Consider the following 26,807-nt stretch of genomic DNA (forward strand, 5'->3'; position numbering starts at 1 on the left):
AGATGGGCAGTGTGAGAACTTCCATCCTGGAAGACCTCGACGTCTATCCGCGAACCAGCCGCCGACCCTCGACTACACCCTCAACTGCGAAGAGCCATAAAACCAGTGTGGCGTGTGGCAGCGACGTTCAAACTGCGCCAGTTGCTGGCCGAAATTCCACCCCAGCCTTGATGATCGCCGTTCGCATGGTCTCCTGATCCGCGTTGAGGGGCTCGGACACCTCTGAGAGCGAGCGACCGGATTCGTAGAGCGTGCTTGCCTGGCCCACCTGTTCGGGAACCATCGGCTGTTGGCTTACGACGGCATTATTGGTGCGGGGATACCAAGATCGTGGATTCGGCGACACCGAACTCGGCGGAAAGGGCGGTCGTCGTCTCGCCGACTGCATACCCCGCAATCGCCAAGTCTCGGGCTTTGTCGTTCAATCGAGTTCGCTTGCGGCGGGCGCGCGGAGTATCGCGAGGGGGCTTAGTGCGCAACGAGCCTCAGGTTTACCCTGCCGGCGGCGTGAGATGACATCAGGGCAGCCGGGCACGCAACGTTCCTAGAGGGGACCAAAAGGGGACCAGAATCATGCAAACCATGCATCTCGTGACGTGCCCTGCATGATCTGATCCGCGGAACTACGCGGTTTTCCGCTCGAACGGAGCCGTTTGGACGCCTGGGGGTCAAGGGGTCGCAGGTTCAAATCCTGTCATCCCGACTGGGAGAGGAGGACAATAGGGAAGTTCAAACCTATTGTCCTCCTCTAGGTTGTGCGCCAGGTGGCGAGAACCCCGTTGCCTCTGGGGCCGTCAGATGCGGATGTACGCGGCGCCTTCGAACTGGGCTTCGACGAGCACGGTGGCGGCGGAGGGGATGACCTCGACTACTGCGCGTAGTGAGGCGGCGTCGATGCCGCGGCGTTGGAGGCCGATCGCGCAGGCCTCGACGCCGGGCGGTGCCTGGCCTTCGCGGAGTCCGTCGAGGGCTGGGCCGTTGACGATCACGCGCACCTCGGCGTCAGGGAACGCGTCGCGCAGTGATTGAGCTGTGGAGACTGCGCGGTCGAGGTCGCCTGGGTCGTCGCTGACGTGTACGACGACGCGGCGGGATCCGTCGGCGTTCATCGTCCGAACAGTTTCGCGAAGAAGCCTGTGCCCTTTTCGCTTTGGTGGCCCTGGCAGCGCTGCGACGCGGGTACTCCACGCATGACTTGGTCGACGTGTTGTCCGCATCCGGACCAGGTGGTCTTGCCGCACTTTCGGCAGGTAACGGCGTAACACATGGGTTGCTCCTTCTTCGTGTGATCAGGCGAGCATGAGGAAGAGCTTCTCGAGCTCTTCGGTGGTCAGACCCTGTTGATCGCGGGCGGCATCCGGGTCGGCGATACAGTCCTTCATCGCGGTCGCGACGATCGCGAAGCCGGCGCGATCGAGCGCGCTCGACACGGCCGAGAGCTGTGTCACGACCTCACGGCACGGGCGTTCGCTCTCGACCGCTGCGATAACGGCGTCGAGTTGGCCGCGGGCGCGGCGGAGGCGGTTGATGATGCGTTTGTGCGCTTCGGCATCGGTCGTGCTCATGAGAGGTGTCCCTTCAGGGTCGGGAGTGATTGTTGATGGGCTGGCGGGCCTCGTCGTCGCCGAGCGTATTCGCCGGCGCCTGCGCATCCCGGCGCACGAGCAACTGCGTCGGGCACCAGCCGGCCACCGCGCCGACCGTGAGGAATGTCGCACACGCGCCGGCGGGGAGGGCGCACCACGGCCGGTCGAGCGAGCTCAGCGAGAACGCTCCGAGAAAGACCGCGGTGAGGGCCATCAGTATGCGCTCCGACCTGCTCCGAGAGCAGGATGTCGCAGCGAGCCTACGCATCCGCGAGCACTCCGGGTTGCTCGAGCACCTCGGCCTGGCGCTCGCCGAGCCAGGCACGCAGTGTCAGCATGCCGCCCGACAGCGAGGCGGAGTCGAAGCCCGCCTGGGCCACCACGCGGTGGGCGATCGCCGACCGCACGCCCGACTGGCACATGACGCGCACCGGCCGGCCGGCCGCGGCGTCGTGCACCTCGCCGAGGCGCTCCCGCAGCTCGGTGTGCGGGATGTTGAGCGAGCCGGGGACGGCGCCGGTGGCGTACTCGGACCGTGTGCGCACGTCGAGGATCAGCGCGTTCTCCCGCGCTGCGTCGAGCTCCTCCGGGTACCAGAGCCGCAGCGTGCCGGTCAGTACGTTCTCGCCGACCATGCCCGTGAGGTTGATCGGATCCTTCGCCTGCCCGTAGGGCGGGGAATAGGCGAGATCCAGGTCGATGAGGTCGTCGACGCGCAGGCCCGCGCGGATCGCGGTCGCCAGCACGTCGATGCGCTTGTCGACGCCTTCGGTGCCGGCCGCCTGGGCGCCGAGCAGCAGGCCGTCGGCGGTGCGGATCTGCACGACGAGGTGCACCTGGGCGGCGCCTGGGAAATAGCCCGCGTGCTGATTCGGGTGCAGATGCAGGGTTCGGTAGTCGATGCCCGCGGCATCCAGCGCCGCACGGTTCGCGCCGGTGAGCGCGGCGGTGAGCTCGCCGACCCGCACGATCGCCGTGCCGATCGGGCGGGGGACGGCCCGCGCCTCGTCGGGGCGCAGGATGTCGTCGGCTACCAAACGCCCGGCGCGGTTCGCGGGACCCGCGAGGGCCACCGGACGACGGATGCCGGTGACCGAGTCGACCGAGACGGTGGCGTCGCCTACCGCCCATACGCCCGGGGCGGAGGTGTGGCCGTGCGCGTCGACGACGATCGCGCCGCGCTCGCAGGCGATGCCCGCCGCCTCGAAGGGCGCTGTGTCGGGGCGCACGCCGACCGAGAGCACGACGATGTCGGCCGCGAGTCGGGTGCCGTCGGCGAGCACAACCGTGTCGGCATCCGCCGCGTGCTCGACGCTCGCGGCCGCGATTCCGGTGCGCACCTCGATCCCGAGCTCGCCGAGCTGTTGCGTGATGAGCCAGGCCAGCTCCGCCTCGAGCGGCGGGAGCGGGTGTGGGGCGAGCTCGACGACGGAGACCTCCAAGCCTTGTCGGGCCAGCGCCTCCGCGGCCTCGATCCCGATGAAGCCGGCGCCGAGCACGACGGCCCGCCGAGCCCCCGCGTGCACCTCGTCACGGAGGGCGACAGCATCCTCCACGGTGCGCAACGTCCGCACTCGGGGGGAGTTGAGGCCCGGCAGTGGGGGGCGGAGGGCGGAGGCACCTGGCGAGAGCACGAGCGCGTCGTAGGACAGCTCGTAGGCGCCCTCCTCCGTGTGCACCGACACGGTCTTCGCGGCCGTGTCGAGGGCCGTGACCTCGCTGCAGGTGCGCACGTCGAGGTCGAGAGCCGCCCGCAACGACGCAGGGGTTTGCACCAGTAGCGACCGCTCGTCGGGGATCTCCCCGCCCACGAAGTACGGCAGACCGCAGTTTGCAAATGATACGTGCGCCCCGCGTTCAAGCACGACGATCTCGGCGGTCTCGTCGAGTCGGCGGGCGCGGGCGGCGCAGCTCATGCCTCCGGCGACGCCGCCGACGATCACGATCCTCATCGCATGGCCTCCTGCTCCGACTTCTGCGCGGCGACCTGTGCGCGCACGGCGTCCATGTTCAGGCCGCGCACGCCCGCGATCAACTGGTCGAGCTGCGGCGCGCCGAGAGCGCCGGGCTGCGAGAAGACCAGCACGCCCTCGCGGAACACCATGAGCGTGGGGATCGAGGAGATGCGGAAGGCGGCCGAGAGCTCGCGTTGATCCTCGGTGTCGACTTTGCCGAAAACGATGTCGGGATGCTGCTCGGAGGCCTTCTCAAGAACGGGCGCGAACATCCGGCAGGGGCCGCACCACGCGGCCCAGAAGTCGAGGAACACGATGTCGTTCTGGTCTACGACGTCGTGGAACCCCTGGATGGTGATCTCTTGGGTGGCCATGTCGGGTCTTTCGTTTCGTGTTGTCAGTCGAAGACGGTGAGTCCGGTCGCCGTCGCCGCGTCGGACGTGCCGCGTGTCCTGCTCACGCGGCACCCGCGCCGTTGTGTCCCGGGCAACGGTCCGCCTCGGGCACGCCCCACAGCGCCTCTTCGACGTGCTGTCCGCAGCCCGTCCACGTCGCCTTGCCGCACTCCGCGCAGGTCACTCTGCTGCACATCTCCCACTCCTTCGCTGCAAAACCCCTAAACCCCCGGGGGTATGCAAACGATACCCCCGGGGGTTTACTGATTGCAAGTTCGGTTGGGTGATTCGTCGGGGCCAGGGGTGGGAAACTGGTCGCGTGACGTCACGAGCGGACTATCGACGGGACTTCGGCGAGCGGTTCCTGCCCCGAATCGCCGCCGCTGCCGAGGAGGCAGGGTTCACCGCGTCGGCGCCCGCGGGTGCCCGGCGATGGGAATGGGTGACGCACACGTCGGAGACGGTGAGGAGTGAGATCCTCCTCTCCGAGATGACGGGCAGAGACGTTCGCGACGGCTTGGACTTTCAGGCGTACGGCGCAATCTCTCTCGGCGAGGTCGAACAGCAGTTGCGCGACGACGGTGAGCGGCACCCGGATGCCGCGACCCTGATGGCGCCACTGCGCGCCTGGGGATCGGCGTTCAGCCGGGACGCGTGGTATCGCTTGCGATGGAACACCGACCCGGAACGCCAGACCGATGCGTTGGTCCGCGACCTGCGCTCCTTCGCTGCGTTCGCGGAGGCGATTCGCGATGTGTCCGATCTGAGAGCCGCGCGCTTGGCGCGCTCTCGCATCCGCCGCCACGTCGTCTCGGGGCTGGCGCCGAACTACACCACGGCGGACGTCGCCACGCTCATCACACGGATGAACGCGAGGGTGGAAGCGAGCGGCGCTTAGGAATCGGTGACGGCTTTCTCGGTGCGCTCCTTAAGTGAGGCATTCATCGCCTCGAACTCGCCCAGCGTGTTCTCGTCGAGCCAGGCCGCCATGAATGGGATGAGGATGCCGCGAAAACTCTCGGACTGAGTGAGTCGTGTGCCACCGCTCGGCAACTCTTCGAGAACGAAGCGATGCTCGCCGTCGAAGAGGCCCACGACGACGAGATGTCCCTCCCAGCGCAGCTCCCTGCCCGGCGTCGCGGCGAGCACCGTCGGCTTGATGTCGAAGCCGTCCTCGGCGGTGCGGAAGCTCAGCACTTCGCCGACGGCGGGAGTGCCACGCATGCCGAGCAGCGACGGGTTCCATTCGGGATAGGCCTCGAAATCGGTCAAGACCGACCAGAGGTCGGCCGGTGAGGCATCCATCTCGATGCTCGCGGAGATCACGTGAGGATGCGCGCGCTGCCACAGCGCGGCGATCACGAGGGTGACGAGAGCGACGCCGGCGATGAGGAGCGCGACCGCGCGCCGGCGTCGCTGGTTCGGACCTGCCTGGGGCGTGGTGACGGTCATGCAGGACCTCCCGTGAGATTCAGGGTCCACAGCACCCGGTCGACGACCGCGGTGACGTACTCGTCGCCCAGTGGGGCATCCGTCACGAGCACGCGGTAGTACAGCGGACCGATGAGGAGGTCGAGGACGACGTCGATGTCGACGTGCTCATCGCCCAACGTGGCGCGGAGGGCGCTCGCCGCCGCCGCCCGACGCGACTGCCACAGTTCCGTCACTTGCGCACGCAGACTCTCGTCGCGCGCCGCAGCCGCGGCGAGCTCGGCGACGACACGCCGCATGGGAGCAGGGTCGAGATCGCGCGCGAGGGGCGTGACAAGGGCGAGAACCCGCGTTCGCAGGTCGCCCTCGGTGAGAATCGGAACCTCGCGTTGCCACGAGACGAGGAGCGCCACGACCACGTGCTCGACGCTCGGGAAGCGTCGGTAGATCGTGGTTTTCGCAACTCCGGTCTTCGCGGCGATCTCCTCCATGCTCAGCGCGTCGTATCCGCGCGCGAGCAGGATCTCCTCTGCGTCACGCAACAGCGCGACGTCGACTTCCGGGTTTCTCGGGCGGGCCATGTCATTACGCTACGTGAGTAGCGGAATTGTCGCAAGGCGCAACGCTGAACCCCGGAACGGCTGGTGGGCCCGGGCGAGCTGTGGGCGCGACTCAACGACTGACCGAGCGGCGCACGTGCGAGACGCCGAGCCGGCCGAAGTGCACGATGGCGAAGATCGCCACGATCGCGGCCCACGCGTAGAGAACCCACGATCCGATGTACAGCATGTTCACACCCGTGTCGTCGACGGTGTCGGTGTGCGTCCAGATCCAGTCGCTGAGCAGAAAGAACGCCGTGGCGACGAGTGCCATGCCCACCGCAATAGCCAGCGTCACCAGGGGTGTACGGATGCCGGCGGATGCCTCGCTCATGGCTGTCACGTTATCGGGGCGAGGCCGTGGCGTCCACGGTCGAGGTGGGTGGCGTCGTCGCGGCTGCCACCCGGCGCATAACTCAGGCAGAATCGCAGTTTCGGCGCTGATTCGGGTTCACACGCGCTGATCTGCCTGAGTTATGCGCCGCGCGCTAGCGAGGCCGGGCGAGACCGGGCGACGCCGGGCGGTGCCGGGCCGCGCGACACGGGCCGGCGCCGCGGCGCCAGGCAAGCCTCACCATCCTGGAAAACCCCCGCTGACCGGGCCAAGCTGAAGGCATGCGCGCACTTCGGCTGCTCTGGCGATACCCCGTCATCACGGCGACGGTGGTCGTGCTCGCGCTCGTGCTCATCCTGCATGCGACGGGCCAGCAGAGTGCCGGGCGCTGGATCGCGACCGCGTACGTCGCGGTCATCGTCGTGTGGACGCTCGTGGGCATGATCCGCGACGTCATCCGCGGCCAGATCGGCCTCGACGTGCTGGCCGTCGTCGCGATGGTCGCGACGATCGCCGTCGGCGAGTACCTCGCGTCGCTGATCATCGTGCTGATGCTGTCGGGCGGTGAAGCGCTCGAAGACTTCGCCGCGCGGCGCGCGAAGCGCGACCTGACTGCCCTGCTCGACCGATCGCCGCGCATCGCACACGTGCTCGTGCACCCGCAGTCCGAGTCGGACGAGGTGCAGGATGCCGCGGTCGATGACGTCGTCATCGGTGACGTGCTGCTGGTGCGCCCCTCCGAGATCGTGCCGGTCGATGGCATCCTGCTCAGTGACACGGGCACCTTCGACGAGTCGTCGCTCACCGGCGAGAGCATGCCCGTGACGCGCGAGGCCGGGGGAGAAGTGCTGTCGGGAGCGATCAACGGCACGCGTGCCGTGCGGATCCGCGCGTTGCGTCGCAGCGCCGACAGCCAGTACCAGCAGATCATCGCGCTCGTGAACGCCGCCCAGGATTCGCGCGCCCCCGTCGTGCGGCTGGCCGACCGGTTCGCCGTCCCCTTCACGGCCGTGTCGCTCGTGCTCGCGGGCACGGCGTGGGCACTGTCGGGCGATTCGACACGCTTCGCCGAGGTGCTCGTGCTCGCCACGCCCTGTCCGCTGCTGATCGCGGCGCCGGTCGCCTTCTTGGGCGGCCTCTCGCGTGCCGCCAAGCGCGGGCTCATCATGAAGGGCGGCGCCGTCATCGAGCAGCTCGCCCGCGTGCGGTCGGCCGCCTTCGACAAGACCGGCACGCTCACCGTCGGCAGGCCCGAACTGGTCGACGTCCGCCCCGCAGAGGGCTTCGACGCCGACGATGTGCTGCAGTTGGCAGCGTCGGCCGAGCAGTACTCGTCGCACGTGCTGGCGGAGGGCATCCGACGCGCAGCGCGCGAGCGCGGCCTGGAGCTGCTGGGCGCCGACAGCGCCAGCGAAGTCGCGACGAACGGCGTGACGGCCGTGATCGAAGGGCGCACGATCGTCGTCGGCAAGCCCGCCTACGTCGCACCGGACGAGCCGCGCCCCCGCATCGACGCGGGCCAGGCCGCCGCGTACGTCAGCGTCGACGGCCGGTTCGCCGGTGTGCTCGTGCTCGCCGACGCGGCGCGTCCGGAGTCGGCCGGGGTCATCTCGTGGCTGCGCGCGCACGGCGTCGAGCGCATAGCGATGCTCACCGGCGACATGCGCACGACCGCGGAATCGATCGCCGGTCAGGTCGGCATCGACGAGATCCACGCCGAGCTGCTCCCGCCCGAAAAGGTGCAGCTCGCAGCGGGACTGCGGCCACGCCCCATGATGATGGTGGGCGACGGAGTCAACGATGCGCCCGTGCTCGCGGCATCCGACATCGGCATCGCGATGGGCGCGAAGGGTGCCACCGCGGCGGGAGAGGCGGCGGATATCGTCGTCCTCGTCGACTCGCTCGATCGGGTCGTCGACGGCGTCGCCATCGGGCGCCACACGGTGCGCGTCGCGCTGACGGCGATCTGGATCGGCATCGCCCTCAGCATCGGCCTCATGATCATCGCGATGACCGGCGTCATCCCCGCCGTCGTCGGCGCGCTCACGCAAGAGCTCGTCGACCTGGCGACGATCCTCTACGCGCTGCGCGCTCTCAGCGGCCCGCCGACGGGCCTGGCCGTTGGGCGCGAGCCGACGCGTGTTGTCGCTGCGCGCGTGGGTGACTGACCGTTTGCGTCGGGTCGGCTGAGGGTGAGAGGGATGCCCGGGCGAAGGCGGGGCGGATGCCCGGGGCATCCGCCGCCCACGTGACACGTATCACGCCGCATCGGTGACACCGGCCTCCTGACCTGCCGCACGGCGGAGGCCAGAGTGGGACCATGATCACCGAAACGGAAGCTCTCACCCCGACGACGTCGGCGGCGACCGACGACGTCATCGTCCTCGACGACCTTCACCGCAGCTACGGCCTCGGCGAACGCACCGTCACCGCCGTCGACGGCGTCGACCTGACGGTGCGCCGCGGCGAGATCGTCGCCCTGCTCGGCCCCAACGGCGCCGGCAAGACGACGACCCTCGACATGCTGCTGGGACTCACCGACCCGAGCTCGGGCAGCGTGCGCGTGTTCGGGCAGAAGGCGGCGCAGGCCGCGGCATCCGGCCGGATCGCCGCTGTGCTGCAGACCGGCGGCCTGCTCTCCGACCTGACCGTCCGCGAGACGGTCGAGGTCATCGCGTCGCTGCACGGCCGCGCCGCGCTCAGCCGCGTGCCCGACGTCTTGGCCCGCGCCGACCTCACACAACTCTCGCGTCGGCGCATCTCGAAGTGCTCGGGCGGAGAGCAGCAGCGCGTCAAGTTCGCGCTCGCGCTTGTCGCCGATCCCGACATCCTGGTGCTCGACGAGCCGACCGCCGGCATGGACGTCACCGCGCGCCGCCACTTCTGGGACGTCATGCGCGCCGATGCAGACGCCGGGCGCACGATCGTCTTCGCGACGCACTACCTCGAAGAGGCCGAGCAGTTCGCCCGCCGCACGGTCGTGATGCACCGCGGAAAGATCGTGGCGGATGCCCCGACCGCGAGCCTGCGCGCAAGCCTCGGCGCGCGCCTGCTCGCCGCAACCCTGCCGGCCACCGGCGCCGACGCGCTCATGGCGACGCTCGGCGCGACCGAGGGCGTCACCGAGTTGCGGGTCGACGCCGAGCGCGTGAGCCTGCGCGCGGCCGACTCGGATGCCGTGGCATCCATCCTTCTGAACGCCGGCGCTCATGATCTCGAGATCGCCGCGCCCACACTCGAAACCGCCTTCACGGCACTGACGGAGGACTGACATCATGTCGAACGCACTCGCGGCTGCCCCGCGGATCTCGCCCACCATGCTGCGCGTCGAGGCGATGCGCCAGCTGCGCAACCCCTACACCCTCGCTTTCACGCTCGGGATGCCCGTCGCGATGTACCTGCTGTTCGGCGCCGGCATGGGCTACGGCTCGCAGTCGGCGGGGCACGGCAACGTCTCGTTCTACGTCATGGTGTCGATGGCCGCCTACGGCACGACCGTCGCGATGAGCTCGATCACCTCGCTCGCTGCGACCGAGGCCAAGCAGGGCTGGGGGCGCCAGCTCGCGATGACGCCGCTCGGCACGATCGGGTACGCGGCGACCAAGCTCATCACCGCCGTGTCGTTCGCAGCGCTCGCGGTGGCCGCGGTGTTCGTCGCGGGACTCATCACCGGTGCCGAGGCCGAGGATGCGTGGCGCTGGTTCGCGTGCGCCGGGATCATCCTCGGCGTCGGGCTCATGTTCGGGCTGTACGGGCTCGGCGTCGGACTGTTCTTCAACTCCGACACGGCCGCGGCCCTGGCATCCATCTCGCTGACGTTCTTCGCGTTCTTCGGCAACGTCTTCATCCCGCTCGACGGCACGATGCTCGACATCGCCCGGTTCACGCCGATGTACGGCTACGTCGCGCTGAGCCGCTGGCCGCTCAATGACGGCCTGCTCACGACCGGGCAGACCGAGTCGCTGTGGGTCGTGCTGCTGAACATCGTCGCGTGGGTCGTCGTCTTCTCGGTGCTCGTCGCCGCGGGTGTCAAGCGGTCACGCTCGCGCCGATAGGGTCGGAGCCATGACCGACGAGGTGGCGCCCGGCCGCGACGACGCGAAGATCGTCGCGGCCGCCGGCGCGCCTCCGGCGGCGTGGGCGGCGCGCGGCGCGCGGGGCTCGCGGGGGTCACGCCGCTGGCGCGGCGGGCGCGGGTCGGGTCATCGCGATGCGGGCCAGGTCTGGGAGAAGTACGGCTGGATGATGGCCGTCGTCTGGCTCGTGTTCCTGATCTACCCGGTGATGGGCCTCGTGCGGTCGACGGCGGATGTCGCCTGGATCGTCACCGGCTGGGTCGGCCTCGTGGCGTTCGCTGTCGTCTACGTCTGCGGGTTCATCAACGGCATGAGCGGGTCGGGTGGGGGACTGACGACGCCGCCCAAGGCAATCCAGTGGACAGCATTCGCCGGGCTCATCGTGTGCGCGGCATGCACCGTTCCGGCCGTCGGCGCGAACGCCCTGAGCTTCGTCCCGTTCATCATGTCGTTCGCCTCGTACGGGCTCACGCGCATCGCGCACTGGGTGACGACGGGCGTCGGCATCGCCATCACCGCCGCCGTGTCGCTGTGGGTGCCCGGCGAGTCGGACTACCTGTCGGTGCTCGCGATCGTCGTGTTGCTGGGCGTCGTGAACACGGTGTCGACGTCGCTGATCATCCGGTCGGACGAGGCCGAGAAACTCGGTCTCGAACTGGCGACGAGCGAGGGACGCGAGGCCGTCGCGCGCGACGTGCACGACCTGATCGGGCATTCGCTCACGGTCGTGCGCATGAAGGCGCAGCTCGCGCGGCGGCTCATCGATGCCGACCCCGAGCGGGCCAAAGCCGAGCTCGCCGACATCGAGGCGCTGACCGCCGAGGCGATCGCGGGAGTGCGCGAGACCGTCGCGGGCGTGCGCAGCGCGACGCTCGCCGACCAACTCGCATCGAGTCGTGACGTGCTGAAGGATGCCGGGGTGACGCTCCGCCTCGAGGGTGACGTCGCGGCGCTGTCGCCCGCGCAGTCGCTGACGGCGAGCTGGATCCTGCGCGAGGCGACGACCAATGTGCTGCGGCACGCGCACGCGACGGCGGTCGTCGTGCGGATCACGCCGGGCGGGCTGTCGGTGACCGACGATGGGGCGGGGATCTTCTCTGGATCTGGTGGTTCGGGTTCTGGTGCCGAGTCTGAGACTGGGTCTGGGTCTGGTGACGCGGCCGTCTCGGGTGTGGAGGGCAATGGCATCCGGGGAATGCGCGAACGCGCCGCGATGGCCGGGGCGGTGCTGTCGATGACGGCGGCGCAGCCGCATGGGACCCGGGTGGCGGTGACGTGGTGAGCGCGGGCGACGCCGCGGCCGGGGGTGGGGCCGGGCCGATCCGGCTCGTGCTCGCCGACGATCAGGCGATGCTGCGCGGTGCGCTCGCGGCGCTGCTCGACCTCGAGCCCGACATGCAGGTGGTCGGCGCCGCAAGTGACGGGGCCGAGGCGGTGCGCGTCGTGACCGAGACCCGGCCGGACGTCTGCCTCATGGACATCCAGATGCCCGGCATGGACGGCATCGAGGCGACCCGTGCCGTGCGCGCGGCGAGTCCCGACACGCGGGTGCTGATCGTGACGACGTTCGCGCGCCCGGGCTATCTGCGTGCGGCGCTGGATGCCGGTGCCGCGGGCTTCGTCGTGAAGGATGCCCCCGTCGACGAGCTCGCCGACGCCGTGCGGCGCATCCACGCGGGGCTGCGGGTCGTCGACCCGGCGCTAGCCGAGGCGAGCCTGTTCGAGGGCGCCAACCCGCTGAGTGACCGCGAGCGGCAGATCCTGCGGCTCGCCGCCGACGGGCGCAGCGCCGCCGCGATCGCCGCCGAGGTGTTCCTGTCGGCCGGAACCGTGCGCAACAACCTGTCGGCCGCCATCGGCAAGGTCGGCGCGAGCAACCGGGCATCCGCCGTGCGCATCGCCCAGGACAACGGCTGGATCTGAGGGCTCCCTGCTCGGGGCGTCGGAGGTCGCGTCTGCTCGCTGTGGGGTGCTGGTCGTGGCATCCTACTGGCGCGGTGATTCTGGTGGCGCGTCCTCATCGCGTGCGTGATTTCGATGGCGCAAATGAGTGCCTCGCGCGGTCTGAGGGGCGCAATTGCGCCATCCATTTCTGGGGCCGCTGACTTGGATGGCGCAAATGCGCGCCTCGGATGCCTCGAGGGGCGCGATCGCGCCAACCATTTGCGGGTTGGGGGGATCGAGGTGGCATCCGCGACTACCTCGGGTGCCTCGAGCTGGTCCGGCGCGACACCCATCTCCGCCGCGGTGAATCGAGGTGGCGCTCGCGCCTAACTCGGACGCCTCGAGGTGGTCCGGCGCTCCACCTCTCCACCCCGGCGAATCCAGGTGGCGCAGCCGACCAGTTGGGATGCCCCGAACTGGTCGCCAGCGCCACCCATCTCCGCCGCGGCAAATCCAGGTGGCGCTCGCGACTACCTCAGGTGCCGCGAGCTGGTCCGGCGCGCCACCTGATTCACGCGGCTTCACGAGGGGGATGCCGCGCTCACGCGGGCGGCGAGCTGGGGGAGGGCGTCGACGAACTCCTGCGGCCCGACGATTGTGAACGGCGCGTCGAACCGCATGATCCACGCGAGCAGCCCCGCCCACGACCACGACCCGACGCGCACGCGCGTCGTGGTATCGGAGACCTGCTCGAGCTCGCCGTCGCCCAGCCACGGTGCGACCTCGGGCACGGGAAGCTCAAGCAGGAACTCACCGGTGCAGGGCCACGCATCCGTGGCATCCGACCCTTTGGAACGCGCCGCGAGGAACGTGCGCGCGTCGCCGGTCGGGATCGGGCGCGGCGTGAACGGCCGGCCGCCAGGGAACTTGGGGGCCAGTCGGTCGAGTCGGAAGATGCGCCACTCGTCTTTGTTGAGGTCCCACGCGATGAGGTACCAGTGGCCGCTGCGGGCGATGACCGCGTGCGGTTCGACGCGTCGCGGTGGGCGGTCGGCGGCGCCGTAGTCAAAGCGGAGCGTCAAGCGGTCGCGCGTTGCGGCGGTGACCGCTTCGAGCACCTTCGGATCGACACGGTCGGAACTGCCGGATGACCCGGCGTCGGTGAAGCGGATGCCGTCGATGCGGTGCCGCAGCCGCGACGGCATCACCTGGCGCACGGTCGTAAGGGCGCGCGCCGCCGCCTCGTCGAGGTCGACTCCCGTCGACGGCGCGCTCTGCAGGGCGATCGCGATCGCGACGGCCTGCTCGTCGTCGAAGAGGAGCGGTGGCAGCTCGGAGCCGGCGGCGAGCCGGTATCCGCCGTCGGGGCCCTTCGTCGCGGCGATCGAGTAGCCCAGCTCGCGCAGCCTGTCGACGTCGCGGCGCACGGTGCGCGTCGTCACCTCGAGCCGATCGGCGAGCACCTGGCCCGGCCAGTCGCGGCGCGACTGCAGCAGCGAGAGCAGCGCGAGCATGCGTGACGAGGTTGCGGGCATACCTCCGAGTATTTCAGGAGTAGAGGACATTTCCTGTCCTCTATGCCGTGCACGCTGGGTTGTGCGGCCAGACGCCGTGACTCTTCCAGAACGAAAGGCACGCTCATGAGCATCACCACGACCACCCACCTGAACTTCCGAGGCACCGCGCGCCAGGCGCTCGAGTTCTACCAGAGCGTATTCGGCGGCACCGTCGTCGCAGCCACGTACGGCGACTTCGGGATGCCACAGGATGCCCGCGGCGCCGACAAGCTCGTCTTCGGTCAGGTCGAGAACGCCGACGGCTTCCGCATCATGGCCTACGACATCCCCGGCCACGACGACCCGGACTCGGCGGCGACGGCCGGCCACACGCACCGCGAGAACGGTGTGACCATCACCGACCGCGCCTTCTTCCAGTCGGTGCGCGGCGCGTCGCTCGACGAAGTATCCGCGATCTGGCAGGGGCTCGCCGCCGGCGCCGAGGTGATCGAGCCGCTCGCTGCCTCGGCGTGGAGCGCCGGCTTCGGCATGCTCACCGACCGCTTCGGCGTCACCTGGGTCATCGACGTGCAGCCCGCGGCTCGCGCCTGAGCGGGAGTTCGGGTCGCTGTTTTTTGGTGGCGCGAATGCGCCCCTCCGGCTGGTGGAGGGGCGCATTCGTGGCATCCATTTGCGGGGCCGGCGTTTTCGCTGGCGCAAATGCATGCCTCGGATGCCTCGAGGGGCGCAATTGCGCCAACCTTTTGCGGAGTGGGAGACCTCTGCGGGTCAGCGATCGCGGTGGCGCTGCGGACCAGGTGGGATGCCTCGAGCTGGTCGGGCGCGCCACCTGCTTCCGCGGTGGCGAATCGAGGTGGCACTGCCGACCAGATGGGATGCCTCGAGCTGGTCGGGCCTGCCACCTGCTTCCGCGGTGGCGAATCGAGGTGGCGCTGCGGACCAGCTCGCGTTTTCTGAGATGGTCCGCAGCGCCACCCATCGAGGAGGCGGGATGTCGCATCAGCCGGGCATCCTGCCCATGACTCTCAGTGAGCGAGCGCGGCGACGATCGCCGCCGCCGTCGCGACCGACGACTGCGGGTTCTGGCCGCTGACGAGGTTGCCGTCGACGACGACCGTGCTGCTCCAGGGTTCGCCGGTCGAGAGGACCGCTCCCAGCTCGGCCAGCCGAGAGGCGACGAGATAGGGCGTGTTGGCGCCGAGTCCGCCCAGGGCTTCTTCCTCGTCGGTGAAGACGGCGAGGCGTCGACCCGTGAAGGCGAAGCCGTCGTCGCTGACGGCCGAGAGCAGTCCCGCGGGGCCATGGCACAGAACGCCGACGACGGCGCCCCGGTTATCGGCGTCGATCAGCAGGCGGCCGAGGTCTGGATCGGCGGCGAGGTCAGCCATCGGGCCGTGTCCGCCGGGCAACACGACGGCGTCGTACGCGCCTGCGGCGATCTCGTCGAGGCGCAGCGGGGCGCCGAGTTCCGGCGCCAGCGCGGCGAGGGCGTCGGCGATCTCGCGCCCCGACTCGGTCGACGTGTCGACGCTGCCAGGATCGACCGTGGGCACGACTCCCTGCGGGGTCGCGATGGCGACGGTGTGGCCGGCGGCGGTCAGGCCCCGGTGCAGTTCGACGAGTTCCTCGGCCCAGAAACCTGTCGGGTGTGAGGTCCCGTCAGCGAGCATGAGGCGGTCGGCACCGGTCACGACCATGAGTACTTCCGACATGAGGCTGTCCTTTCGCGTGCGCGGCCGTCTGCCGCGCGCCTGAGCAGTTCAACACCATGCAATCAGTCAGATTCCATACCAACTGGCATCTGGCATAGATAAATTGATGGAATGCGGAGCCTTGATCTGTTCGCGACATTCCTGGAGGTGTACCGTGCCGGGTCGATCTCGGCCGCGGCATCCCGCCTTGGCCGCAGTCAGCCCTCGGTCAGCGAGCGCATCGCGACGCTCGAGCAGTCACTCGGCACCGTCCTGTTTGAACGCGGCCGGCGCGGTGTGACCCCGACAGCACGTGCCGACGCGCTCGCCGCGCAGGTAGCGGATGCCATCGACGCTCTCGGCACCGTGTGGGATCGCCCCGACCCCGCGCCACGCGGCGTCGTCCGCATCGGTGGTGCGAGCGACGTGATCGCCGCGCGCGTGATCCCGGCGCTGGCGCCCTTGGCGGGTTCGGGTTTGCGTCTCGAGTTCACGCTCGGTCTCGCTGAGCCGCTGCTTGATCAACTCGCCGCCGGTGCGCTCGACCTCGTCGTGTCCTCGATCCGCCCGACAAATGCGGCGCTGCGCTACCGGGGGCTCATCGATGAGGAGTTCGTGCTGATCGGTGCGCCGGCGCTCGTGGATCGCATCAATCCCGAGCGCCTGCGCACCGACCCCGCCTCGGCGCTCGGGAGCATTCCGCTCGTCGCGTACGACGCGCAACCCTCGATCCTGCGGCGCTACTGGCGCAGTCAGTTCGGGGAGCGCCCGACGGGGCCGATCGCGCTGATCGTGCCCGATCTGCGCGGGGTGCTTGCTGCCGTCGTGGCCGGCGTCGGCCTCTCGGTGCTCCCGCGCTACCTCGCTGAGCCGGCCCTGCACGCGGGGCTCGTCCGCAAGGCGCACGACAGCGACGAACTGCCGCTGAACACGCTGTACCTGGCGTTACGTGCTCGGGATGCCCCGTCGGCGGCAACCGCGCACGTTGCGGAGCGCCTGCGCGAGCGGGCGCGAGAGTGGGACGTGTTCTGAGGGGGGTGCGTGCCGGGCATCCGGCGTGAGAAACCAGCTCAGCGCGAGAAACCACGGGAGCGCGTGTTTCCCACGCGGGATGTGGTTTCTCGGGGCGAGCGGGGCCGGGTTGAGCGAGCCGGCGGGGCGGCGAGGTCAGCGGGACTGCAGGTCGCCCGCGACGCGGACCATGGCGCTCGCGTCGGGCTCGGCGAAGCCGAACTTGCGGTAGAGGCCGTGGGCATCCTTCGTGAAGAGCGTCCAGCGGAACGCCGCACCCGGGCCCTCGTCGATCATCGTGCGGACGAGCCCCGTGCCCACGCCCTCGCCGCGTGCCTCGGGAAGCACGAACACATCGGCGAGGTAGGCGAACCCGACTCCGTCTGAGACCGCACGGGCGAACCCGACGAGGGCACCCGTGTCGCCGCGGTAGGCACCGACTACGCGCCACGCGCCATCGATGCACGCGTCGATCTCGGCGTCGCCGCGCCACGTGCCCCAGTAGGCCTCGGTCTTCAACCACTCGCGCACGACCTCGCGCTGCACCCGCGCGGGGTCGTCGTCGTACTCGATCTGCATGGTGCCATCATTCCCGACCTGCGGCTGAAGTTGCTGGCGCAAATGAGGACCTCGGATGCCTCGAAGGGTGAAATTGCGCCACCCTTCCGCCGGTGCGGGCGATCCGGGTGTCGCGGGGGCCAGTTGGGATGCCTCGAGACGGTCCGGCGCGCCACCCGTTTCGGCAGTGGCCCATCGAGGTGGCACTGCGGACTACCTCGGATGCCTCGAGTTGGTCCGGCGCGCCACCCGCTTCGGCAGTGGCCCATCGAGGTGGCACTGCGGACTACCTCGGATGCCTCGAGTTGGTCCGGCGCGCCACCCGCTTCTGTGGCGGCGAATCGAGGTGGCATCCGCGACTACCTCGAATGTCTCGAGCTGGTCCGGCGCGCCACCCGCTTGAGCGGCGCTCATCAGAGCACATGTAAACAATTCTTGACACAAAGTATGCCTCGCTTTACATTGGCTGTGTCAGCAATCTTTTACATGCGGGGGATGGCATGTCTTACGAGGAGAAGGGCGTCTGGGTCTACCTGGTGGTCGTCGTTGGCGCATACCTGGCGTACGTCGGCGTCGTGCTGGGCAGGCTCACGGGAGCGTCGATCGACACCGTCGACTACTTCACACCGCTGTCGTGGTCGATCGGCGGGTCGATCGTCGCGGCGATCGTCGTGCGCATCGTCGTCGAGATGATCCGCCCGAGTGACAGCTCGCGCGCCGACGCGCGCGACCGCGACATCGATCGCACGGGGGAGCGCATCGGTCGCTGGCCGCTCATCGTGGGTGCGCTCGGCGCGCTGATCCTCGCGGTACTCCGGCTCGAGTACTTCTGGATCGCGAACGTCATCTACCTGGGCTTCGTCGCGTCGGCCGTGTTGGCCTCGGTCGTCAAGCTCACGCTCTACCGGCGGGGATTCTGATGGTCAAGCCGACTCGGGTCACGAACCAGATCCGCACGCTGCGTTTTGCGCACGGCGAGATGACGCAGGCCGACCTCGCCGAGCGCATCGGCGTCACGCGCCAGACCGTCATCGCGATCGAGCAGGGCAAGTATTCGCCGACGCTCGAGCTCGCCTTCCAGATCGCCCGGGTCTTCGACGTGCCGCTCGACACCGTTTTCGCCTATCCGGAGCAGTCATGAGAGCGGCGATCTACGAGCGCTACGGCGCTCCGGATGTCGTCCACCTCGCCGGCCGGGCCAAGCCCACGCCAGCGGCTGGTGAGGTGCTGGTGCGCGTCGATGCCGCGAGCGTCGGGGCATCCGACAACGCCGCGCGCAGCGGTGAGCCGGGCCTGGTGCGCCTGTTCTCGGGCATCCGTTCGCCTCGTCTCCCGGTGCTCGGCAGCGAGTACGCCGGCGAGATCGTGGCGGTTGGATCGGGCGTCACAGGCCTCGAAGTCGGCGATCGCGTGTACGGTGCGACGGGCGCCGCACTTGGATGCCACGCGGAGCATATAACCGTCCGAGCCGACAGCGCCCTGGCATCCCTGCCGCCGGAAGTGACACCTTCGCAGGCTGTCGCGTTGGCTGACGGCGCGATGACGGCGCTGCCGTTTCTGCGGGACCACGGGCGGGTGCGGCCAGGCATGCGCGTGCTTGTCAACGGCGCGTCCGGCTCGGTTGGCGCGGCGGGCGTGCAACTCGCGCACCTTGGCGGTGCGCATGTCACGGCCGTGACGAGCACGCCGAATCTCGACCTTGTGCGCGGCCTCGGCGCCGACGAGGCCATCGACTACACCGCTGTGGACTTCACCACCTCGGCCGAGCAGTGGGACATCATCTTCGACGCGGTCGGCATCGTCGGTTTCGCGCGAGCGCGTCACGTGCTCACGCCGCACGGCCGATACCTGTCGACCGTCCCCGGTTCGACGCTGTTCCACACACTGGTCTCGCGCCGCGCCAAGATCGCGTTCACGGGCCTGCGAAAGGATGCCGCGAAGCGCCCGGACCTCGCCGAACTCGCGGGCCTCGCCGTGGCCGGCGACCTCGTGCCGCTGATCGACAGCGAGTATTCCCTGGCGGATGCCGCCGCCGCCCACGCGCGCGTCGCGACCGGCCGCAAGCGCGGGACGGTGGTGCTGCGCCCGCAGGAGTGAGGCAGGGTGCTCGATCCAGGTGGCGCGTGCGACCACGTGGCCGGTGCTGAACCGGTCGCGCGCGCCACCTGATTCTGGCCGTACCGATGTGAGTGGCGCTTGCGACCACCTCGCACGCGGTGAGATGGGTCGTGGCGCCACTCAGTTTGTCACCGCACTGTTCAGCGCCATGCTGCACGCACCGCCCTTCACGCCCGCGCGGCGATCGCCGCGGCATCCACCCCACTCGGCAGCGCTCCATACAGCCCGGCCGCGCCGCCGAGACCCTCACTCAGCCGGCTCGCGACGAACGCGTCGGCGACGGCCGCGGGGGCGAAGCGCACGAGCAGCGACCCCTGCAGCGCAAGCGCGAGCGTCGCAACGAGCTCGCGGGCGCGGGCCTGGGGCTCGGCATCCGCAGCGACCGACGCACCGCCCGACGCCGCGCCCGACGCCCCGACCGACGCACCGCCCGACGCACCGACCGACCGCACGAGGGCCCGCGCATGGTCGGCGAAGGCGTCGAACCTGCGGTCGGCGCCGCGCGCGAGCGACACCTCGGCGTCGAAGGCATCCAGGGTCTCGGGCTCGCGCGCGAGCGCACGCAGCACGTCGAGCGCGATCACGTTGCCCGACCCCTCCCACACGGCCATGACCGGCTGCTCGCGATAGCGCATCGCGAGTGGGAACGCCTCGGTGTACCCGTTGCCGCCGAGACACTCCAGCGCCTCGTACGCATGCCCCGGCCCGCGCTTGCAGATCCAGTACTTCGCGACCGCCGTCGCGAGCCGGCGGAACGCGACCTCGGCATCCGACGCATCGTCGTCGTACGCGCGCGCGAGCCGCATCGCCGTCGCGGTCGCCGCCTCGGTCTCGAGCTGCAGGTCGGCGATCACGCCCGTCATCGCAGGCTGGTCGATCAACAGCGCGCCGAACGCGCGGCGGTGCCGCACATGCCACGCCGCCTCGGCGACCGCCTGACGCATGCCCGCGGTCGTACCCAGCACGCAGTCGAGCCGCGTGCCCGCGACCATGTCGATGATCGTGCGGACGCCCCGCCCCTCCTCGCCGACGAGCGTGCCCACAGCATCCTCGTATTCGACCTCACTCGACGCGTTCGCGCGGTTGCCGAGCTTGTCTTTCAATCGCACGATACGGATGCCATTGCGCACGCCCGACCCTTCGACCACCCGCGGCACGAGGAAGCACGACAGCCCGCCCGGAGCCTGCGCCAGCACGAGGAAGGCGTCCGACATCGGCGCCGAGCAGAACCACTTGTGCCCCGTCAGGGCGTACCGCCCGTCGCCCAGCGGTCGCGCGGCCGTCGTGTTCGCGCGGACGTCCGACCCGCCCTGCTTCTCGGTCATCGCCATGCCGAACAGCGCGCTCGGCTTGCCCGTGCGCAGCGTCGGGTCGTAGGCGGGGCTCAGCACCCGCGGCATCCATTCGCCTGCGACCGTCGGGTGTTGCTGCAGCACCGGCACGACGGCGTGCGTCATCGACACGGGGCACGCGTGGCCGGGCTCGATCTGCGCATACAGCATGAAGGTCGCCGCCCGCGCGACGTTCGCGCCCGGCCGCGGCTCGACGTACGCGCCGGTGTGCGCGCCGTCGGCGACGGCCGCCGCGATGACGCGGTGATAGCTGTCGTCGTATTCGACCTCGTCGATGTGGTGCCCGTGCCGATCGTGCGTGTGCAGCAGTGGTTCGACGCGGTTCGCCCGCGCCGCATCGTGCTGAAAGGATGCCGTGCCCACGCGTTGCCCGGTCAAGTGCAGCCGGTGGTGCGCCCAGTCGGCGTCATGGCGGTCGACGGCCTCGGTGAGGGCGGCGTTCGCGCCGTACTCGTCGAGGCCTTCGCGCGGCGGCGCCTGGTTCACGACATCGTGAGTGTCCATCGCTCCATCGAATCAGGGCGCCCCGGAATGCGCCATAGTTGACCTGTCGGCTCATAGCGCGCTCACGAAGAACGCACGAAGTGCGAACCCAGAGCCCACGACGAACGAAACCCAAGTCCCCGAACGGGAGAAGCGCATGATCATCACCGGACTCGTCTTCGCAGGCCTCGCTGCCCTGCTGCACGTCTACATCTTCTGGATGGAGTCGCTCGCGTGGGACGGCCCGCAGGCGCGCAAGACGTTCGGCGTGCCCGATCACGAGATCGAACCCACCCGCGCGTTCGCCTACAACCAGGGCTTCTACAACCTCTTCCTCGCGATCGCCGCGATCGTCGGCATCATCGTGACGGCGGCGGGGGACCAAGCCGTCGGCCTGACGCTCATCCTTGCCGGCACCGGCTCGATGCTCGCCGCCGCCCTCGTGCTGCTGCTGAGCTCGCCCGACAAGCGTCGCGCCGCGATCACCCAGGGCTTCCTGCCGCTTCTCGCTGTCGTCTTCGTCGTGATCGGCCTGCTCGTCTGAGCAAGACCCGCATCGGCCTACTCGGCTGAGCAAGACCCCGGCAGTCCTGCTCGCCAGAACAAACGACGGGCAAGCCCACTAAAGTGCACACTGCTGTGCATGTTTGACGTATACTCGTCCGAGTGAAAATGAGTTGGCGAGTCTTCTCGCGTGATGTGGGACGTCTGGCGCGCCAGCGCAAGGCGTGGATCATCGTCGTCGGCATCCTCGTCACGCCGGCCCTGTACGCGTGGTTCAACATCAACGCGTTCTGGGACCCGTACTCGAACACCTCGAACATCACGGTCGCCGTCGTCAACCTCGACGAGGGTGCCGAGTCCGATCTCACCGGCCCGCTCGACGTCGGCGCGCAAGTGGTCGATGAGCTGCAGAGTAACGACCAGCTGGGGTGGGAGTTCCTCAGCGAAGACGAGGCACAGGACGCCGTGCGCAGTGGCCGCGCTTATGCCGCGATCGTGATCCCGGCGGACTTCAGCGCTGACCTCATCAGCATCACGACGGGCGAGTTCACCCAGCCCGCGCTGCAGTACTACGTCAACGAGAAGGCCAGCGCGATCGCCCCGAAGATCACGGATGTCGGGGCATCCACTCTCGACAAGCAGATCACGAGCGCGTTCACCGAGCAGGTCGCGGCGTCGGTCACAGACGCCGTGAAGGATGCCGGCGACGACCTCGAGCTGCATCTGCTGAACGAGAAGAGCAACACGCTCGACGCCTTCGACACCGCGACGCAGTCGATCACGACGGCGCGGCAGAACCTCTCCGACCTGTCCGGCGGGCTGTCGTCGTCGCGCGACGCGATCTCGTCGGCGAAGGGCACGCTCGACGACGTCGACGCGACCCTCGCCGACGTGCAGAGCGGCATCGCTCAGGCGCAGGCGATCATCGCCGAAGCGCAGACGCAGGTCATCGCGTTCACCGATGCGGCCACCTCGGCCTACGTCGACGGAGCGACGCACCTCGCCGACGCGTCGGCGGCCGCGAACGTCGCCGTGACGCAGGTCACCCAAGCACTCGACAGCGCCGGCGCGCGCATCGACGGCGCGATCGACGATGTGACCGCCGTCGTACAGAGCAACGAGGCGGCCCTCGAGCAGCTGCAACAGCTCGTCGACGCGGGCGGCCTCGACCCCGACGTGCATCAGCGCCTGACGGATGCCATCACGGCGCTGCAGGAGCGCAATGCCAGCGACCAGCAGCTGCTCGCACAGCTGCAGACGCTGAACACGCAGGCGGGCGAGGCGGTCAACACGCTGCAGGCATCCGCCGACGCGCTCGATGCGGCCGTGCAGAACGCCCAAACCGCGGCGACCGACCTGCGCACCGTGCTCACCAGCTCGGTGCCGGCTCTCAGCCGTGCGATGGCCGAGCTGTCGACGAGCGCCGGGGCGTTCTCTGCGGCGATCGACGCGCAGCGTGCGCAGCTCGATCCCGCGCAGCAGCTGCTCACCGGACTGGATGGCCAGCTGGCGTCGACGATCGATGCGGTCGGCAGTCTGGATGCCAACCTCTCCGGCATCCTCGATTCGCTCGCGGGCGCCCGCACAGATGTCATCGCGCTCAGCGCCGCGTCGGCGTGGGAGACGCTCGGCACGATCACGGGCCTGAACGCGCAGCAGATCGCGCAGTTCGTCGCCTCGCCGGTCGAGGTATCCGAGAACGTGCTGTTCCCGATCGACACGTACGGCTCGGCGATGGCGGCCCTGTTCACGAACCTGTCGCTGTGGATCGGCGCGTTCGTGCTCATGGTGATCTTCAAGATCGAGGTCGACACCGAGGGCCTCGAAGGCATCACGGTGCGCGAGGCATATGTCGGCCGGTTCATGCTGTTTGCGGCATTCGCCGTCGCACAGGCACTCATCGTGTCGATCGGCAACCTCATCATCGGGGTGCAGACGGTCAGCGCGGTCGCCTTCGTCGGCACCGCCGTGCTCATCTCGCTCGCCTACATGAGCATCGTCTACGCGCTGTGTGTCGCGTTCGGACACGTCGGGCGCGGCCTGTGCATCCTGCTCGTGATCATGCAGATCCCCGGAGCGTCGGGCCTGTACCCGATCGAGATGATGCCCGGGTTCTTCCGCGCGATCTACCCGTTCTTGCCGTTCACCTACGGCATCGACGCGATGCGCGAGACGATCGCCGGGTTCTACGGCAGCCACTACTGGCAGTTCCTCGGGATGCTATCGATCTTCGTCGTGCTCGCGTGGGTGCTCGGCCTGGTGCTGCGCAGTCGCCTCGCGAACCTCAACCTCGTCTTCAACCGCGAGATCGCGGCGACCGATCTGCTCATCGGCGAGAAGGTGCAGGTCGTCGGCAGCGGCTACCGGCTGAGCGACGTCTTCCACGCGCTGTCTGACCGTCGCGAGTACCGCGACGATCTGGCCCGCCGCGCCGCGCCGTTCCTGCACCGCTACCCGACGCTGCTGAAGATCGCCGCCCTCACCGGCGCCGGGGGACTGGCCGTGCTCGGCGTGGTCGCCTGGCTCATCCCCGGCGGCAAGGCGACGCTACTGGGCATCTGGGTGCTGTGGATCCTCATCGTGATCGGGTTCCTCGTGTCGCTCGAGTACATCAAGCAGAGCTTCGAGCTCGCGGCCGAAGTTGGCACGCTCGACGACGAGCACCTGCGCCAGCAGGCCCTCGCCGACGGCCCCCGCGGCCGCGGCGGCGCCGTCGCGCTCGCTACCGCCACGCGGGTAGAGGCCGACGCACCGGTCGAGCACGTGCTCGCCGTCGACACCGCGCCCGTCTTCGCCGCCGACGTCGATCCCGAGGACATCCCGACGACGGATGCCCCGCCGGACGACCTCGACGAAGTGATCGAGCTCTTCGGCGAGGAGCCGGGTGACGGGGCGCCGGATGCGCCCGCCGCCGGCGACGCGCCCGCCGCCCCCGCCGCCGACGCGCCCCCCGCCACCGACGCGCCCGTCCCGCCCGCCGCCGACGCGGCGCCCGAGGCGCCCGCCGCCCCCGCCGCCGACGCGCCCCCCGCCACCGACGCGCCCGTCCAGCCCGCCGCCGACGCGGCGCCCGAGGCGCCTGCCGCCCCCGATACCGCCGACGCTCCCGAAGGAGGTGACCGCGCGTGAGTGGCATCCTGCATCTGATCCGTCGCGACCTCCGGCACGCGACCAGCAACGTCATGGCCGTGATCGTCGTATTCGGGCTCGTGGTCATCCCGTCGCTGTTCACGTGGTTCAACGTGATCGCCAGCTGGGACCCGTTCTCGAACACGAAGAACCTCAAGGTCGCCGTCGCGAGCGCTGACGAGGGCTACCAGAGCGACCTCGTGCCGATCCGCGTCAACATCGGCGAGCAGGTGCTGTCGGCGCTGCGCGCGAACGACGACCTCGACTGGATCGTCACGACCGAAGACGACGCGATCGACGGCACGCGCTCGGGCGCGTACTACGCCGCGATCGTGCTGCCGGCCTCGTTCTCTGAAGACATGATGACGTTCTACGCCGACGGCGGGCAGCGCACGCAGCTGGCGTACTACACGAACGAGAAGAAGAACGCTCTCGCCCCCAAGATCACGGGGCAAGGCGCAGAGGCCGTGTCGGCGCAGATCAACGAGGTGTTCACCGAGACGATCAGCGACATCGGGCTGAGCCTCATCTCGTCGCTGTCGGACTACCTCACCTCCGCCGACACACAGGCCGCGATCGCCCGCATCGAAGCGCGTGTCTCGGGCGTCGCGACGCAGCTGCGCGCGGGCGCCGACACCGCCGACATGTTCTCGACGCTGCTCGGATCGAGCCTGCCGCTCGTCGACGGAGCGAGCACGCTGATCACATCGTCCGGCGCCGCCCTGAAGGATGCCTCGGCCGCCGTCGGCAGCGGCGCCGCCGCCGTGAGCGACCTGAAGGCGACCCTCGCGTCGGCGACGCAGGCCCTCGCCGACGCGCTCGAGACGACCACCGCGGGCTACGTAGCCGTCGGCGACCGTATCGACGACCTGTTCACCTCGGTCGGCGGCGTCAGCGATGCGCAGGTCGCGGTGCTGACGACCCTCGCGACCGACGTGCAGCGGCAGATCGACGACTACACGGCGCTGCGCGACACGCTGCAGAACGACGTGCGTTCGCTGCTGCCCACCGACGCGCAGCCGGCCCTCGACACCGTCATCGCGCGCCTCGACCAGGCGATCGCCCGCCAGCAGTCGGTGCACGACCAGATCACCGAGGCCGCGCAGTCCGTCGTCGACGGCAATGCCTCCGCGCAGGCTCAGCACGACCAGATCACGGCCTCGATCGAGGCGGCGAAGCAGGCGATGCAAGATGCCAAGGACGCCTTCACCGGCAGCCTGAAGCCGCTGCTGGATCAGCTCGGCGCGACGCTGTCAACGATCGACGGTGACATCGCTTCGATCGGCAGCGACCTCAACGGGGCATCCGGCCGCCTCTCGGGAGCGGGGGACAGCGTCCGCACGGCGCTGACGCAGGGGCAGGCGGCGACGCAGAGCATCGCGGCGACGCTGCGCGAGACGGCCGACAAGTTCGACGCCGTGCAGCAGGCGCTCGCGACGGCGGCCGAGACGGGCGACCTGTCGGGCCTCAGTGAGGTCATCGGGTCTGACCCGAGTGTGCTCGCGACCTCGCTCGCCGAGCCCGTGCGGGTGGACCGCATTCCCGTGTTCCCCGTGACGAGTTTCGGCGCGGCGATGGCGCCGCTGTACACGATCCTGGCGCTGTGGGTCGGCGCACTGCTGATGACCGTCGCGATCCGCGTCGACGTGAACCGAGACACGCTGCCCGGCGAGCCCGAGCTCAGCCCGACGCAGAAGTACCTGGGTCGCTACGGCCTGTTCGGCCTGGTCGGGCTCGCGCAGAGCACCCTCGTGACGGTCGGCCTCATCGCGTTCATCCAGGTCGAGCCAGCGCATCCGCTGCTGCTGATCCTCGCCGGGTGGGTCACCTCGCTCGTGTTCACGCTGATCATCTACACGTTCGTCGTGGCCTTCGGCAACGCCGGCAAGGCGCTCGCCGTCGTCCTGCTGGTGATCCAGGTGTCGGGCTCGGGCGGAGCGTACCCGCTGCAGCTGCTGCCGACGTGGTTCCAGAACGTCTCGCCGTTCCTGCCGGCGACGCATGCGATCGCCGCGATGCGGTCGGCGATCGCGGGCATCTACGCGGGCGACTACTGGATCTCGCTCGGCTGGCTGGCGCTGTTCATCGTGCCGGCGCTGCTGCTCGGACTCGTGCTGCGCCGGCCCCTGATCTCGTTCAACCGCGGCCTCGTCGAGGCCCTCGAGTCGACGAAGCTGATGTGAG

Annotated in this window: 27 protein-coding genes; 14 read left to right on the top strand and 13 right to left on the bottom strand. The window is 69.4% G+C overall.

Annotated elements, in window-relative coordinates:
* Positions 1-794 precede the first annotated feature (794 nt).
* The 6 genes from BGO46_RS04180 to BGO46_RS04205 all read right to left on the bottom strand — a co-directional run bounded on the left by BGO46_RS04180 (position 795) and on the right by BGO46_RS04205 (position 4,132).
* Positions 795-1,109, bottom strand: coding sequence for a hypothetical protein (locus tag BGO46_RS04180; protein ID WP_292675448.1), 315 nt, complete (start codon positions 1,107-1,109; stop codon positions 795-797).
* Positions 1,110-1,289: 180 nt separating this feature from the next.
* Positions 1,290-1,565: a metal-sensitive transcriptional regulator gene (locus BGO46_RS04185; protein WP_292675450.1), complete on the bottom strand. Its 276-nt coding sequence runs from the start codon at positions 1,563-1,565 to the stop codon at positions 1,290-1,292.
* A gap of 13 nt (positions 1,566-1,578) precedes the next feature.
* On the bottom strand, positions 1,579-1,800 hold the full coding sequence (locus tag BGO46_RS04190) for a hypothetical protein (RefSeq protein ID WP_292675453.1): 222 nt from the start codon (positions 1,798-1,800) through the stop codon (positions 1,579-1,581).
* Between the two features lie 46 nt (positions 1,801-1,846).
* Complete coding sequence (locus tag BGO46_RS04195) at positions 1,847-3,538, bottom strand: FAD-dependent oxidoreductase (RefSeq protein ID WP_292675456.1); 1,692 nt, start codon at positions 3,536-3,538, stop codon at positions 1,847-1,849.
* Positions 3,535-3,915, bottom strand: coding sequence for a thioredoxin (gene trxA / locus BGO46_RS04200; protein ID WP_292675458.1), 381 nt, complete (start codon positions 3,913-3,915; stop codon positions 3,535-3,537). Before trxA ends, BGO46_RS04195 begins: the two co-directional genes overlap by 4 nt.
* An 82-nt stretch (positions 3,916-3,997) precedes the next feature.
* Complete coding sequence (locus BGO46_RS04205; RefSeq protein WP_292675462.1) at positions 3,998-4,132, bottom strand: hypothetical protein; 135 nt, start codon at positions 4,130-4,132, stop codon at positions 3,998-4,000.
* Between the two features lie 123 nt (positions 4,133-4,255).
* Between BGO46_RS04205 and BGO46_RS04210 the strand changes: the two genes are divergently transcribed.
* Positions 4,256-4,834 carry a hypothetical protein gene (locus BGO46_RS04210; protein ID WP_292675464.1) on the top strand — a complete coding sequence of 193 codons (579 nt, stop codon included), beginning with the start codon at positions 4,256-4,258 and terminating at the stop codon, positions 4,832-4,834.
* Here BGO46_RS04210 and BGO46_RS04215 read toward each other — a convergent pair.
* The 3 genes from BGO46_RS04215 to BGO46_RS04225 all read right to left on the bottom strand — a co-directional run bounded on the left by BGO46_RS04215 (position 4,831) and on the right by BGO46_RS04225 (position 6,300).
* Positions 4,831-5,388, bottom strand: a complete 558-nt coding sequence (locus tag BGO46_RS04215) for an SRPBCC domain-containing protein (RefSeq protein WP_292675467.1) — start codon at positions 5,386-5,388, stop codon at positions 4,831-4,833. The two genes, BGO46_RS04210 and BGO46_RS04215, sit on opposite strands and share 4 nt — an antisense overlap.
* The gene (locus tag BGO46_RS04220; RefSeq protein ID WP_292675470.1) at positions 5,385-5,948 is read right to left on the bottom strand and encodes a TetR/AcrR family transcriptional regulator; all 564 of its coding nucleotides are present in this window, start codon (positions 5,946-5,948) and stop codon (positions 5,385-5,387) included. The genes BGO46_RS04215 and BGO46_RS04220 overlap by 4 nt, the downstream gene beginning before the upstream one ends.
* Positions 5,949-6,039: 91 nt before the next feature.
* Entirely contained in the window at positions 6,040-6,300 is a 261-nt protein-coding gene (locus BGO46_RS04225; RefSeq protein ID WP_292675473.1) for a hypothetical protein, read from the bottom strand.
* 281 nt (positions 6,301-6,581) lie between these two features.
* Here BGO46_RS04225 and BGO46_RS04230 point away from each other — a divergent pair, with 281 nt between their 5' ends.
* From BGO46_RS04230 to BGO46_RS04250, 5 genes are all read left to right on the top strand, one after another.
* On the top strand, positions 6,582-8,468 hold the full coding sequence (locus BGO46_RS04230) for a heavy metal translocating P-type ATPase (RefSeq protein ID WP_292675475.1): 1,887 nt from the start codon (positions 6,582-6,584) through the stop codon (positions 8,466-8,468).
* 152 nt (positions 8,469-8,620) lie between these two features.
* Positions 8,621-9,571: an ABC transporter ATP-binding protein gene (locus BGO46_RS04235; protein ID WP_292675477.1), complete on the top strand. Its 951-nt coding sequence runs from the start codon at positions 8,621-8,623 to the stop codon at positions 9,569-9,571.
* 4 nt (positions 9,572-9,575) lie between these two features.
* The gene (locus BGO46_RS04240) at positions 9,576-10,355 is read left to right on the top strand and encodes an ABC transporter permease (protein WP_292675479.1); all 780 of its coding nucleotides are present in this window, start codon (positions 9,576-9,578) and stop codon (positions 10,353-10,355) included.
* 10 nt (positions 10,356-10,365) lie between these two features.
* Positions 10,366-11,658 (top strand): histidine kinase, encoded by a 1,293-nt coding sequence (locus BGO46_RS04245; protein ID WP_292675482.1) that lies wholly within the window; start codon positions 10,366-10,368, stop codon positions 11,656-11,658.
* Positions 11,655-12,299, top strand: a complete 645-nt coding sequence (locus BGO46_RS04250; protein ID WP_292675485.1) for a response regulator transcription factor — start codon at positions 11,655-11,657, stop codon at positions 12,297-12,299. Before BGO46_RS04245 ends, BGO46_RS04250 begins: the two co-directional genes overlap by 4 nt.
* A 542-nt stretch (positions 12,300-12,841) precedes the next feature.
* On the opposite strand, the gene BGO46_RS04255 is transcribed toward BGO46_RS04250, so the two are convergent.
* Positions 12,842-13,795, bottom strand: a complete 954-nt coding sequence (locus BGO46_RS04255; RefSeq protein ID WP_292675488.1) for a WYL domain-containing protein — start codon at positions 13,793-13,795, stop codon at positions 12,842-12,844.
* Between the two features lie 105 nt (positions 13,796-13,900).
* On the opposite strand from BGO46_RS04255, the gene BGO46_RS04260 reads away from it, so the two are divergent.
* Entirely contained in the window at positions 13,901-14,368 is a 468-nt protein-coding gene (locus BGO46_RS04260) for a VOC family protein (protein ID WP_292675491.1), read from the top strand.
* Positions 14,369-14,802: 434 nt separating this feature from the next.
* On the opposite strand, the gene BGO46_RS04265 is transcribed toward BGO46_RS04260, so the two are convergent.
* Entirely contained in the window at positions 14,803-15,489 is a 687-nt protein-coding gene (locus tag BGO46_RS04265; RefSeq protein ID WP_292675494.1) for a type 1 glutamine amidotransferase domain-containing protein, read from the bottom strand.
* Between the two features lie 111 nt (positions 15,490-15,600).
* On the opposite strand from BGO46_RS04265, the gene BGO46_RS04270 reads away from it, so the two are divergent.
* Positions 15,601-16,500, top strand: coding sequence for a LysR family transcriptional regulator (locus BGO46_RS04270; protein ID WP_292675497.1), 900 nt, complete (start codon positions 15,601-15,603; stop codon positions 16,498-16,500).
* Positions 16,501-16,635: 135 nt separating this feature from the next.
* Here BGO46_RS04270 and BGO46_RS04275 read toward each other — a convergent pair whose 3' ends face one another.
* The gene (locus tag BGO46_RS04275) at positions 16,636-17,058 is read right to left on the bottom strand and encodes a GNAT family N-acetyltransferase (protein WP_292675499.1); all 423 of its coding nucleotides are present in this window, start codon (positions 17,056-17,058) and stop codon (positions 16,636-16,638) included.
* Between the two features lie 479 nt (positions 17,059-17,537).
* Here BGO46_RS04275 and BGO46_RS04280 point away from each other — a divergent pair, with 479 nt between their 5' ends.
* Genes BGO46_RS04280 through BGO46_RS04290 form a run of 3 tightly spaced genes read left to right on the top strand, consistent with a single transcriptional unit; the run spans position 17,538 to position 19,134 of the window.
* Positions 17,538-17,957, top strand: coding sequence for a hypothetical protein (locus BGO46_RS04280; RefSeq protein ID WP_292675502.1), 420 nt, complete (start codon positions 17,538-17,540; stop codon positions 17,955-17,957).
* Positions 17,957-18,178, top strand: a complete 222-nt coding sequence (locus tag BGO46_RS04285) for a helix-turn-helix transcriptional regulator (RefSeq protein ID WP_292675504.1) — start codon at positions 17,957-17,959, stop codon at positions 18,176-18,178. The genes BGO46_RS04280 and BGO46_RS04285 overlap by 1 nt, the downstream gene beginning before the upstream one ends.
* Positions 18,175-19,134 (top strand): NAD(P)-dependent alcohol dehydrogenase, encoded by a 960-nt coding sequence (locus BGO46_RS04290; RefSeq protein WP_292675507.1) that lies wholly within the window; start codon positions 18,175-18,177, stop codon positions 19,132-19,134. Before BGO46_RS04285 ends, BGO46_RS04290 begins: the two co-directional genes overlap by 4 nt.
* A gap of 188 nt (positions 19,135-19,322) precedes the next feature.
* Here BGO46_RS04290 and BGO46_RS04295 read toward each other — a convergent pair whose 3' ends face one another.
* The gene (locus BGO46_RS04295) at positions 19,323-21,011 is read right to left on the bottom strand and encodes an acyl-CoA dehydrogenase family protein (RefSeq protein WP_292675509.1); all 1,689 of its coding nucleotides are present in this window, start codon (positions 21,009-21,011) and stop codon (positions 19,323-19,325) included.
* 136 nt (positions 21,012-21,147) lie between these two features.
* On the opposite strand from BGO46_RS04295, the gene BGO46_RS04300 reads away from it, so the two are divergent.
* The 3 genes from BGO46_RS04300 (at position 21,148) to BGO46_RS04310 (ending at position 26,806) form a co-directional block, all read left to right on the top strand.
* The gene (locus BGO46_RS04300) at positions 21,148-21,534 is read left to right on the top strand and encodes a DUF1304 domain-containing protein (RefSeq protein WP_292675511.1); all 387 of its coding nucleotides are present in this window, start codon (positions 21,148-21,150) and stop codon (positions 21,532-21,534) included.
* 128 nt (positions 21,535-21,662) lie between these two features.
* Positions 21,663-24,623 carry a YhgE/Pip domain-containing protein gene (locus BGO46_RS04305; RefSeq protein ID WP_292675514.1) on the top strand — a complete coding sequence of 987 codons (2,961 nt, stop codon included), beginning with the start codon at positions 21,663-21,665 and terminating at the stop codon, positions 24,621-24,623.
* Positions 24,620-26,806, top strand: coding sequence for a YhgE/Pip domain-containing protein (locus tag BGO46_RS04310; protein ID WP_292675517.1), 2,187 nt, complete (start codon positions 24,620-24,622; stop codon positions 26,804-26,806). Before BGO46_RS04305 ends, BGO46_RS04310 begins: the two co-directional genes overlap by 4 nt.
* Position 26,807: the final 1 nt, after the last annotated feature.

It is taken from the genome of Microbacterium sp. 70-16 (genome assembly GCF_001898315.1).
Lineage (GTDB): Bacteria > Actinomycetota > Actinomycetes > Actinomycetales > Microbacteriaceae > Microbacterium.